Genomic DNA, 10,100 nt, shown 5'->3' with positions numbered 1-10,100 from the left:
TTAATGAGAGTTTATCTCAATAATTTGGTATCAGAGCTATCAGATTTTTAGGGCTAATTGTGCATCTGCTGGGCAAACAAATTAGCCTGTAATTCAGAGCCGGCAATCGTTTTGACGATTTAGATAAAATTTTCAATGTGACACTTTAGGGTGCGGAATGTGGGTTGGAATATTCTGGCGGAAGATCGATCGCAAGCACTTGAAATCTGTTCTAACAATAGTTACACTTCTTTAGAATAGATACACTTTTCAAGGGATAATGTAGGTCGGCTAACTCTTGCACTTAACCGTCGAGATTGTTGGGCTTATATTTGACCCTGAATATAAAAAGCGTCTAAGTGGACACTAAATTGTCAATAGGAGGAGCGTAGTCAATGGGACTACCTTGGTATCGAGTACACACAGTCGTTCTCAACGACCCGGGCCGTTTAATTTCCGTTCACCTGATGCACACCGCACTGGTAGCGGGTTGGGCTGGCTCCATGGCCCTCTATGAGCTTGCTATTTTTGACCCCAGTGACCCCGTATTAAACCCGATGTGGCGGCAAGGAATGTTCGTGCTGCCCTTCATGGCCCGTTTAGGTGTCACCGGTTCTTGGGGTGGCTGGAGCGTCACCGGCGAAACTGGTGTTGACCCCGGTTTCTGGTCTTTTGAAGGCGTTGCCGCCGCTCATATCGTTTTATCCGGTCTGCTATTCCTAGCGGCGGTTTGGCACTGGGTTTTCTGGGATTTAGAATTATTCGTCGATCCCCGCACGGGCGAATCTGCCCTCGATTTGCCGAAAATGTTCGGTATTCACCTGTTCTTATCCGGTTTACTTTGCTTTGGTTTCGGTGCTTTCCATCAAACAGGCCTTTGGGGTCCCGGGATGTGGGTTTCCGATGCCTACGGTTTAACCGGTCATGTGCAGCCCGTAGCTCCCGAATGGGGACCTGCTGGTTTTAACCCCTTTAACCCCGGGGGTGTGGTAGCTCACCACATTGCTGCGGGTATCGTCGGGATTATCGCCGGTTTATTCCATTTAACCGTTCGTCCCCCCGAAAGACTCTATAAAGCCCTGAGAATGGGTAATATCGAAACGGTGCTTTCTAGCAGTATCGCCGCCGTTTTCTTTGCGGCTTTCGTCGTGGCTGGAACCATGTGGTACGGTAATGCTACCACGCCGATCGAACTCTTTGGCCCGACCCGTTACCAATGGGATAAGGGCTATTTCCAAGAAGAAATTGAGCGTCGCGTCGAGGCCAGCATCGCCAATGGGGCCACCATCGCCGAAGCTTACCAAGCAATCCCCGAAAAACTGGCTTTCTATGATTATGTCGGTAATAGCCCCGCTAAAGGTGGTTTATTCCGTACTGGTGCCATGGATAGCGGTGACGGTATCGCTAAATCTTGGTTAGGACACCCTGTGTTCAAAGATGGCGAAGGTCGCGTCCTGAGCGTGCGTCGGATGCCTAACTTCTTTGAAACCTTCCCCGTTGTCCTGACTGACTCGGAAGGTATCGTTCGCGCTGATATTCCTTTCCGTCGTGCGGAATCGAAACTGAGTATCGAACAAAGTGGTGTTACCGTTTCTTTCTACGGTGGCGCTCTCGATGGTCAGGTCTTCAGCGATCCTGCTGATGTGAAGAAATTTGCCCGTAAAGCGCAACTCGGTGAAGCTTTCGAGTTTGACACCGAAACCCTGAAGTCTGACGGGGTATTCCGCACTTCTCCGAGGGGTTGGTTTACTTTCGGTCATGCTGTCTTTGCTTTACTATTCTTCTTCGGTCACATCTGGCACGGTTCTCGTACCATCTACCGCGACGTATTCGCCGGGGTCGATCCGGATCTGGAAGAACAAGTGGAATTCGGTTTATTCCAAAAATTGGGTGATCTTAGCACTCGTAAACAAGAAGTTTAGTTTTAGCTAAATCATCTATATAACTAAAGGAGTCAAGTCTTTGACTCCTTTTTTTTGTTGATTATTAGTTCTCCTGCAAACGTGAGACTAAATCCTGTTTAAAAGGTATAGGAAAGTGGGGTGTAGGGTGTGGGTTTTTAAAGTTCGATCGAGCTTTACTTTAAACCGAATAGTGAAAAAACCGCTAGTTATTTCTATAACTAACGGTTTTTTGCCCGGGGAAATTACCCGTATATGGAATTACATAGAGGAACCTAAACCGGCGTAAGCTCCGTAGAAGAAAAGACCAACCACGGCGATAACGCCTAGACCGGCGATGGTGGCGACTAACCACAAAGGAATACGACCTTCTGCGAACATGAATAACACCTCCTAATTGCGATGAGAATAAATCGGGACTAATTAGTTAAAGAAATAGCTGGAAAATAAAATTCCCAAGACAGCAACTAGGAGTAAACCTAGGTAAAGAGAAGTACGATTTAACTCGACGGCTTGCCGATTCGGATTAGGTGTTCTTTCCATAATTGTTCTCCTAGCGTTGAATAAACTGCATTGCCGCAATTGCACCGATAAAGAAGACAGTGGGAACCGCTAAGGTATGAACTGCCAACCAGCGAACGGTGAAAATGGGGTAAGAAATGGGTTGATTGGGATTACCACTAGCCATTGTTTTTATCCTTAATTAAAGTAAACTACTGATTAAACTGCTCGATTTGATTTTTGGCCTCAAAGCGATCATTAATGATCGGTAATTCTTGACGCTCTTGAGTGTAATACTCATCGGGACGGGGAGTGCCAAAAACATCGTAAGCTAAACCGGTACTCACGAATAACCAACCTGCGATAAACAGCATGGGGATGGTGATGCTATGGATAATCCAGTAACGAATACTGGTAACGATATCGCCAAAAGGACGTTCGCCGGTACTACCTGACATGGACGGTTCTCCTCGGAATGATAGGACTTGAAAAATTCAATCTCTATAATAGAGACTTTCTTGACCCTGAGACAAGTTTTAGGCCGGTTCGCTCGGGGGATTATATTTCAGTAAAACCCCATTTTGTCCCAAGACAAAACCCTTGTCGGAATTGATAAAAACAATTCGATAGAGATTGGAGGGGACACTTTCCACGGCGCGATCTTTTTGCCAAGATTGGCCGTTGTCATCACTGACCAACAGATTGCCGCTACCACCAGCGACCCAAATTTCTTCGGGAGTGCGGTAGTTGAGGTCCAAAAGTCCCCAACTGGTGGAAAACTCGGGGAATACCTTATCTTCCCATGTATCGAGATCATTGGGGCTAGTAAATTGTAGTTGACCACCCCGGGCTAGGGCCCACAGTTCCCCATTTTCACCATAACCGACTTTTTGTAAGCGGCGGGAGGAAAGACGATTGTGGGGTTGCCATTCTGTTGACCCCGGTTCCCAGGTGGAATAAAAGTTACCGCGTGCGGAAACGGCCACGTATTTACCATCATGGGAACGAACAATTGTCCGGGCCACACCCACAGCACCTTCCACTAAAGCTTGCCAAGTTTTGCCCCCGTCTTTGGTGCGGTAGATAGCGCCTAAATCCGTGACCATTTCGGCGGTTTTGTCGTTAAGGGCGATAATTCCGTAGGGGGAACCGGGTAATTTTTCACTTAAGGGGATACGGGACCAGCTGCTGCCCCCGTCTTCGCTATGGAGAAGAATTGAGGGTTTACCGACAATCCAACCCTCTTGGTCGTGGAAACTGACGGCGCTAAAGCTAACTTTTTCTTCGCCAAGGTTGAGGACTTTTTGCTGCCAGCTGTCCCCCCCATCGGTGGTTTCAAAGAGGGTAGATTTGGTTCCCACTAACCAACCGTGCTGCAGGTCGTCGGTAAAGGCGATATCGGCAAAAGTGGAGTCAGTGTCGAGGGTGAGGATTTGCCAAGGACTACTGCTCAGGGATGGCACACTACTACAGCTAAAGCAGAAAAAGGCTACAGCTAGAACTATTACGAATTGTTTCAGTTTTCTCATCAATGGTTCAGAGGTATTGGTCAAGGAATCGGGACGGATTAGGGTTTGTACCCGATGGGTTACAGGCTCATAAGAGCCGTTGGATTAAAGATAATGAGTGCTTGAGTTAGTTTAAACCATATAAACTAATAAAGAAAACAAATCCTAGCGCTAAAGCCCCGAAAATCAAAATATTTTTTTGTGACGGAGTCAGACGGTTAACTCCAAAACCATAGCTAAGATTTTCTTGGAATCCCGAAGGAGCATCTTTGGCTCCGATGTTGATAAATTGGGAACGACGCACACCACACACGGGACAGCGCCACGTTTCTGGCAATTCCTCGAAGGGGGTTCCAGCGGGAGTGTTGGTTTTACTATCTCCCTTGCTGGGGTCGTAAACGTAGCCGCAGGAGCGACATTCGTAGTTGGCAGGGGCCTGGTCGGCTAGGGTTAGTTCTGGTGGGCGATCGCTCATAACTAAGATTAAAGGAATTTTCAACACTCTGTTACAAATTATCCTTGAAAATTGACCCCTCTCACGGCCAACCCCTGACAGAATACCAAGTTTTCAAGTCTTAAAAGGATTAGCGAGGCAGCATATCGGCTTTAAAAAAAGTAAGATTAATCTATTAGGGCTTAAATGTCTATTAAAACTTTATTAAGTTGATATTTGGGCTATTTACCCTGATTTTGGTAGTCAAATTTATTCCGAGAAATTGAGAAATTTCAGGCAGGGAAGAAATTAGGGGTCTGATTTCTCACCTCTAACCGATTATTCTTGACCAAATTGACTAAATCCCCGGCTTAATTTCTTCTTAGAGGCGAGAGTGAAGCTAAATTACTTGTCTTCATATTGAATAAATTTAATCACTTTTAGCGATCGCTTTTATATTTTGGCATAAATGGGCTGCTTCCTCGCCGTTCCCGAAAACGAAAACTTCGCAGCTCACAATTAAGATAACTGCTATCAACCTTATATTATAGGTATATCATCAACCTTACCTATCCCTTAAAAAGAGAGTAAAAATTATGTTCAACCAGCTTGATTGGAATCCTGCCTATTCAATTGAAACCCTAGAACCAAATACGGTATTTTTTCTATCTGAGCGAGAATCAATCTGTTTTCAAGAGCCGCTTTATTATCGTTTAGTAAGATTAATCGATGGTCAACGTAATCTTGATGAAATTATTGATATTCTTCAGTTAGAACTGTTACAAAATCAAGAAATCAATCCTAGTAATACTAATTCGTTCGCAGTTATTATTAATTATAGTCTGGCAATTCAAAAAGCAATTTTTCAGTTATATAAACGAGGGTTTTTGTTAGAAAAAAAAGAATTATTACCGTCTAATTTAGCAATTTTATGCCATCATCTTCAGGTTTCTCAAGACCAAGCTTTTGAACGATTACAATCTCTGAAGGTTACGGTTAAAAGCCTAGGCTCAATTCCCCAGCAAGATTTGATCAATATTTTAAATTCCTTGCAAATTCAAGTCGCAGATGAAGGGGATTTAACCATTATTTTAACCGATAATTATCTTCATCCTGATTTAGATAGTATTAATCAACAAGCTTTAGTCTCGCAAAAGCCTTGGTTATTAGTTAATCCCCTGGGAAATCTAGCATGGATTGGTCCCTTATTTGATCCCGATAAAACTGGTTGTTGGCATTGTTTGGCTCAACGATTACGAGATAATCGTCCCGTGGAGGAATTTATCATTAGACAGAGAGACAATAAGATTTCTTTAATTTCTCCTTTAGGGTTTTCTTCAGCGACAATACAGACGGTTTTAAATCTGACGGCTATGGAGGTTTTTAAGTGGATTATTCAAGGTAAAAATCAACGTTTAGAAGGAATGCTAATGACTTATGATACTTTAAATTTACAATTTCAAGAGCATATTTTAGTTAAACGTCCGAACTGTCCTAGTTGTGGATATTCTCTAAATAAAACACCTTTACCCGTGGTTTTGGGACATCGTAAAAAGGCTTTTACCAGTGATGGGGGACATCGTTTTTGTTCTCCTGAAGAAACCTTAAGAACCTATCAACATCATATCGGTCCTATTACGGGAATTGTGCGAGAATTAAATAAGATACAAGGGAATGCTTTAGTTCATACTTATGTAGCTAAACATCATTTTCGTAGTGTCTTTGATGATTTAGACAGTTTACGGCAAAATATTGGAGGTAGAAGTGCGGGAAAAGGCCGTACAGATAGTCAAGCAAAAGCAAGTGGATTTTGTGAAGCTATTGAGCGCTATTCGGGAGTTTTTCAAGGGAATGAAATCAGAGAAAAAGCGAGTTATCAAGAGTTAGGAGATAAAGCTATTCATCCTAACAAATGTATGAATTTTAGTGAAAAACAATATCAACATCGAGAAGAATGGAATGCGAAGAATCAAGGATGGTTTCAAAAAGTTCCTGAACCTTTTGATGAAACTAGAATCATTGATTGGACTCCTGTATGGTCTTTAACTGCTCAAGATTTTAAGTATTTACCGACAGGATATTGTTATTATGGTTATCATCAATCTGAACCCTTAGATTGTTGGGCAGATTCTAATGGCTGCGCCGCAGGAAATACGATAGAAGAAGCGATTTTACAAGGGTTTATGGAGTTAGTGGAACGAGATTGTGTGGCTTTATGGTGGTATAATCAATTAGTTAAACCTTCCGTTAATTTAGAGAGCTTTAATGAGCCATATTTTGAGCAATTAAAGCAATATTATGAGGGGTTAAATCGGGAGCTATGGGTGTTAGATATTACCAGTGATTTGAATATCCCTTGTTTTGCTGCTATTAGTCCGAGAAAGGAGCGGGAAGTGGAGGACATTTTATTAGGGTATGGGGCGCATTTTGACCCGAAAATTGCTATTAGTCGAGCGTTAACAGAGGTTAATCAAATCTTACCCAATGTGTTATCTTTTAAGGAAGATGGGACAACGATTTATCCTCCCTCTGCTGATCCTTTGGCGGTTAAATGGTGGCAAACGGCAAGGTTAAGCAATCAATCTTATTTAGTTCCCGATAGTAAAATAATACCCAAAAAAAGTCATAATTATTTACAATTAGCTAGTGATGATTTATTAGCGGATGTTAAATTGTGTCAGCGAATTGTTGAGTCAAAGGAGATGGAAATGTTAGTCTTAGATCAGACTCGTCCCGATATTGGTTTAAGAGTTGCTAAAGTCATTATCCCCGGAATGCGTCATATGTGGAAGCGTTTAGGGACAGGAAGATTGTATGATGTTCCTGTTAGCATGGGATGGTTAAAAGAAGCTTTAACCGAAGAAGAATTAAATCCTTTTCCCATGTGGATGTAACGCTTTTAAATAGGGGAGCTTATCACTGATCAGTAAAAGGTGCATCACCGAAGTAACACACCTTAAATAGTGTTGGGTTCCGTACCTCAATCTAGCCGATAAGAGAGGCGATCGCACTTAGAAAGTGTACTTGATTTCAATAACACTCATGACACCTTCAACAATGGTTTGCCACTGTCCAGTAAATTCTGCACCATAAGATGCTGCAATTTGCGGACCTAATTTTTGTGCTTCATCGTTGCTCCAGAGAGGTCCAGCTAAAACATTAGTTTTAAATTCATGAGTTCCAGTATTTTCCACCTGTAGTTCTACTTCTACTACACTCATTGCACTTTCAACTACGGTTGTCCACTGACCAGTAAAGTTTCCTTGATGAGCAGCTGCAATTCTCGGACCTACTTGTTGTGCTTCATCGTTACTCCAGAGGGGGCCAGCAGGGATATTAACTTTGTAACTTGCCATAATAGATAATGTCCTTTGAGACTTTTGTTGATTTTGTATCCTCAAGACGTTCTCCAAAATCCATTTCTGAATTTTTTAGATTAGCCATAATGCCTTAAGCAAAATGCCTTGTCTTTTGGGTTAAAAGTGATTTGTTTAATCACCTTTGATACCAGAATAAGTTTTATTTGGGGTAATGGCAATCTCTAAAGTTAATACTTTTCTAATAGGTTTTTTCGAGCAGAATATTAACTTTTTATGAGATTTATATTAGATTTATATTAGATTCAAAGGGTCACTTTATGGTATAATGGCCTAATCTCTTAAGTAGAACAAATGAATTAATCAATCAAATTATAGAGATTGAGTCAAAGGGGATGGAAATGTTAGTATTAGATCAGACTCGTCCCGATATTGGTTTAAGGGTGGCTAAAGTCATTGTCCCCGGAATGCGTCATATGTGGAAGCGTTTAGGGGCAGGAAGATTGTATGATGTTCCTGTTAGCATGGGATGGTTAAAAGAGACTTTGACGGAAGATGAATTAAATCCTTTTCCCATGTGGATGTAACCCTTGTTCATGGTCAATTATTGATGATTTTAAGTTACTTGGTGAAGATTTCGAGTTTAACTTTCATTCCCGTTTTATCTAAAAGACTGAGTAATTTATCAACAGTAAAACGGCTAATTTCTCCATTCATTAAATCACTAATTTTCGGTTGTGTTTCCTCGAAAAAAGTGGCGGCTTCTTGCTGTGTCCATCTTTTTTCTTGGATAAAAGACCGCAAGGTTAACATCAAATCGGCTCTAATTTTTAAGTTAGTTGCTTCTTCACTGTTAAATCCTAAATCTTCAAAGATGTTATCGCTACCAAAAGTGATCTCAATAGGGTTAGATTGTGTCATGGTTATCCCTCCTGTAATTGTTGTCTAAATTGAATCATTTGTTGATAACGTTGTTGTCCCAATTCAATTTCTTTTTTCGAGGTTTTCTGTGTTTTTTTACCGAAAGCATGAAGGACATAAATCGCTTCTTTAAACCTTGCCACATAAAAGATTCTGTAGGTTTCTCCTGTCCAAATTCTAATTTCTTCTGTTCCTTGACCAATAATGGGAATGGGTTTAAAATCATTGGGTTTCTCTCCCTGTTGAATAGCTCTCAGTTGAAAACCTGCTTTACGCTTTGCGTCTTCAGGAAAATCTCTAATATCTTCCCTTGACGTCCCAATCCAGTAAATGGGTTTATCTCCCATGTTGGGGTTAATGATTAAGGTTGATACCTAATTTAGTATAATATGATCATCAGTTTGTCAATTGTTCGTTAGTTGACAAGCAAGATGATGATCATTTTAGTTTAACTGAATCTAAGTAAAGTGTATCAGGGCAAATATCTCGTTCATGAGGCCATAAGCAAAGTTATTCTGGACTTAAACGTACCTGTAGGGGCAAACCCCCTGTGGTTGACCCCGTGTTGCCCCTGTAGCGCACTAAGCAATACAAGCGCGTAAATCATTAAGAGTAATCATCAACGTCATCGGTTCAAGAGGAGACACATCAAAACCTAAAGCCAAATAAAAATTCTTAGCTTCTTCTGAAATAGCATGAACAATAATTCCCCGAATACCAATGGTATCAGCCGCTTTAACAACCCGTAGCGCACCATCACGAAATAAACCGCATCCTAAACCTTGACCTTGGGAAGAAGTATCTACTGCCAATCGTGCCAAAATTACCACTGGAATTGGGTTAGGCATATTCCGCCGAAATTTACCATTAGCTGATTGTATACTAATCGCCCCGGAAGCAAGGGCGTAATACCCAACTACCCTATTGTCAACGCAGGTAACAAAAGTTCTAGTTGCACCACTGGCTTGATTAGCATAAGCTCGACGCTTCAACCAATCATCAAGAGAAGTAATTCCGCAGGAAAAATCAGTGATTGAGTGATAACTAGCCAGAGGTTCAGGTGGTGTCAAATTCATTCCTTCTCCCAAGGTGCGAGCGTCTGCATGGTTTTGCGTAAACGTTCATTAGGTTGAGGTGGTGCATCTAGAAGTGCGATAAATTCTGCATAAGCCTCTGGACTAGCCAAAAAAATAGTACGTTCGAGCAAAGTTTCCTCCGCAGCATTCCGCGCGGCTTCCAAAATAAAATCAGTTCTATTCTTACCTTGCACTTTGGCTGCCATATCGATCAAATTGCGTTCTTCTGGCTTAATTCGCAAATTTAGGGTATTACGCGGAGTCTTACTTTTTGTTTTACTACTCATAAGATGGGTGTGTAATTCCAAACTTAATTATTTTAACATAATGTAGTGACAACGACATTACACTATGTACGATACGATACCAGGATTTTTCAGAGAGATGAGCATCATTTGATGAAAGTCTAGGCTTCAAACCTTTCCATTATAACTGATAGGTAAAAGGTGTGTCACCGCAGTAAC

14 protein-coding genes are annotated in these 10,100 nt (G+C 41.7%); 3 read left to right on the top strand and 11 right to left on the bottom strand.

The genetic code is table 11. From position 1 onward, the window contains the following. Positions 1-374 precede the first annotated feature (374 nt). The gene (gene psbB, locus EWV66_RS20555) at positions 375-1,901 is read left to right on the top strand and encodes a photosystem II chlorophyll-binding protein CP47 (protein ID WP_002785360.1); all 1,527 of its coding nucleotides are present in this window, start codon (positions 375-377) and stop codon (positions 1,899-1,901) included. A 240-nt stretch (positions 1,902-2,141) separates the two neighbouring features. Here the strand turns inward: psbB and EWV66_RS20550 are convergent, their stop codons facing one another. The 6 genes from EWV66_RS20550 to EWV66_RS20525 all read right to left on the bottom strand — a co-directional run bounded on the left by EWV66_RS20550 (position 2,142) and on the right by EWV66_RS20525 (position 4,364). Beyond that, a complete protein-coding gene (locus EWV66_RS20550) occupies positions 2,142-2,261 on the bottom strand; it encodes a photosystem II reaction center protein J (RefSeq protein WP_043995402.1) in 120 nt (39 codons plus the stop codon). A 42-nt stretch (positions 2,262-2,303) separates the two neighbouring features. Then, entirely contained in the window at positions 2,304-2,423 is a 120-nt protein-coding gene (gene psbL, locus EWV66_RS20545) for a photosystem II reaction center protein PsbL (protein WP_002735805.1), read from the bottom strand. Between the two features lie 10 nt (positions 2,424-2,433). Further along, positions 2,434-2,568, bottom strand: a complete 135-nt coding sequence (psbF, locus tag EWV66_RS20540; RefSeq protein WP_002736175.1) for a cytochrome b559 subunit beta — start codon at positions 2,566-2,568, stop codon at positions 2,434-2,436. A 25-nt stretch (positions 2,569-2,593) separates the two neighbouring features. After that, on the bottom strand, positions 2,594-2,839 hold the full coding sequence (gene psbE / locus EWV66_RS20535) for a cytochrome b559 subunit alpha (RefSeq protein ID WP_002749269.1): 246 nt from the start codon (positions 2,837-2,839) through the stop codon (positions 2,594-2,596). A gap of 78 nt (positions 2,840-2,917) precedes the next feature. After that, complete coding sequence (locus tag EWV66_RS20530; protein WP_052276782.1) at positions 2,918-3,910, bottom strand: photosynthesis system II assembly factor Ycf48; 993 nt, start codon at positions 3,908-3,910, stop codon at positions 2,918-2,920. 106 nt (positions 3,911-4,016) lie between these two features. Next, positions 4,017-4,364 carry a rubredoxin gene (locus EWV66_RS20525; protein WP_052278463.1) on the bottom strand — a complete coding sequence of 116 codons (348 nt, stop codon included), beginning with the start codon at positions 4,362-4,364 and terminating at the stop codon, positions 4,017-4,019. Between the two features lie 554 nt (positions 4,365-4,918). Here EWV66_RS20525 and EWV66_RS20520 point away from each other — a divergent pair. After that, positions 4,919-7,216 carry a TOMM precursor leader peptide-binding protein gene (locus tag EWV66_RS20520; protein ID WP_287107263.1) on the top strand — a complete coding sequence of 766 codons (2,298 nt, stop codon included), beginning with the start codon at positions 4,919-4,921 and terminating at the stop codon, positions 7,214-7,216. Positions 7,217-7,333: 117 nt separating this feature from the next. Here EWV66_RS20520 and EWV66_RS20515 read toward each other — a convergent pair whose 3' ends face one another. Then, positions 7,334-7,678 carry a mannan-binding lectin gene (locus EWV66_RS20515; RefSeq protein WP_002757643.1) on the bottom strand — a complete coding sequence of 115 codons (345 nt, stop codon included), beginning with the start codon at positions 7,676-7,678 and terminating at the stop codon, positions 7,334-7,336. Positions 7,679-8,001: 323 nt separating this feature from the next. Here EWV66_RS20515 and EWV66_RS20510 point away from each other — a divergent pair, with 323 nt between their 5' ends. After that, positions 8,002-8,226: a YcaO-like family protein gene (locus tag EWV66_RS20510; RefSeq protein WP_353734423.1), complete on the top strand. Its 225-nt coding sequence runs from the start codon at positions 8,002-8,004 to the stop codon at positions 8,224-8,226. 34 nt (positions 8,227-8,260) lie between these two features. On the opposite strand, the gene EWV66_RS20505 is transcribed toward EWV66_RS20510, so the two are convergent. The 4 genes from EWV66_RS20505 to EWV66_RS20490 all read right to left on the bottom strand — a co-directional run bounded on the left by EWV66_RS20505 (position 8,261) and on the right by EWV66_RS20490 (position 9,923). After that, positions 8,261-8,560 (bottom strand): helix-turn-helix domain-containing protein, encoded by a 300-nt coding sequence (locus EWV66_RS20505; RefSeq protein ID WP_012266232.1) that lies wholly within the window; start codon positions 8,558-8,560, stop codon positions 8,261-8,263. Positions 8,561-8,562: 2 nt separating this feature from the next. After that, the gene (locus tag EWV66_RS20500) at positions 8,563-8,907 is read right to left on the bottom strand and encodes a type II toxin-antitoxin system RelE/ParE family toxin (RefSeq protein ID WP_002798095.1); all 345 of its coding nucleotides are present in this window, start codon (positions 8,905-8,907) and stop codon (positions 8,563-8,565) included. A 234-nt stretch (positions 8,908-9,141) separates the two neighbouring features. Next, positions 9,142-9,636 carry a GNAT family N-acetyltransferase gene (locus EWV66_RS20495; protein WP_052276780.1) on the bottom strand — a complete coding sequence of 165 codons (495 nt, stop codon included), beginning with the start codon at positions 9,634-9,636 and terminating at the stop codon, positions 9,142-9,144. Beyond that, entirely contained in the window at positions 9,633-9,923 is a 291-nt protein-coding gene (locus EWV66_RS20490; protein ID WP_002799472.1) for a type II toxin-antitoxin system TacA family antitoxin, read from the bottom strand. Before EWV66_RS20490 ends, EWV66_RS20495 begins: the two co-directional genes overlap by 4 nt. Positions 9,924-10,100 lie beyond the last annotated feature (177 nt).

This window comes from Microcystis sp. M_OC_Ca_00000000_C217Col (assembly GCF_007095585.1).
GTDB classification, from domain to species: domain Bacteria; phylum Cyanobacteriota; class Cyanobacteriia; order Cyanobacteriales; family Microcystaceae; genus Microcystis; species Microcystis panniformis.
This window is presented reverse-complemented; position numbering and strand designations above follow the sequence as displayed.

Coding starts and splice junctions, on each gene's coding strand:
- psbB (WP_002785360.1), top strand. CDS start 375: ATGGGACTACCTTGGTATCGAGTACACACAGTCGTTCTCAACGACCCG.
- EWV66_RS20550 (WP_043995402.1), bottom strand. CDS start 2,261: ATGTTCGCAGAAGGTCGTATTCCTTTGTGGTTAGTCGCCACCATCGCC.
- psbL (WP_002735805.1), bottom strand. CDS start 2,423: ATGGAAAGAACACCTAATCCGAATCGGCAAGCCGTCGAGTTAAATCGT.
- psbF (WP_002736175.1), bottom strand. CDS start 2,568: ATGGCTAGTGGTAATCCCAATCAACCCATTTCTTACCCCATTTTCACC.
- psbE (WP_002749269.1), bottom strand. CDS start 2,839: ATGTCAGGTAGTACCGGCGAACGTCCTTTTGGCGATATCGTTACCAGT.
- EWV66_RS20530 (WP_052276782.1), bottom strand. CDS start 3,910: ATGAGAAAACTGAAACAATTCGTAATAGTTCTAGCTGTAGCCTTTTTC.
- EWV66_RS20525 (WP_052278463.1), bottom strand. CDS start 4,364: ATGAGCGATCGCCCACCAGAACTAACCCTAGCCGACCAGGCCCCTGCC.
- EWV66_RS20520 (WP_287107263.1), top strand. CDS start 4,919: ATGTTCAACCAGCTTGATTGGAATCCTGCCTATTCAATTGAAACCCTA.
- EWV66_RS20515 (WP_002757643.1), bottom strand. CDS start 7,678: ATGGCAAGTTACAAAGTTAATATCCCTGCTGGCCCCCTCTGGAGTAAC.
- EWV66_RS20505 (WP_012266232.1), bottom strand. CDS start 8,560: ATGACACAATCTAACCCTATTGAGATCACTTTTGGTAGCGATAACATC.
- EWV66_RS20500 (WP_002798095.1), bottom strand. CDS start 8,907: ATGGGAGATAAACCCATTTACTGGATTGGGACGTCAAGGGAAGATATT.
- EWV66_RS20495 (WP_052276780.1), bottom strand. CDS start 9,636: ATGAATTTGACACCACCTGAACCTCTGGCTAGTTATCACTCAATCACT.
- EWV66_RS20490 (WP_002799472.1), bottom strand. CDS start 9,923: ATGAGTAGTAAAACAAAAAGTAAGACTCCGCGTAATACCCTAAATTTG.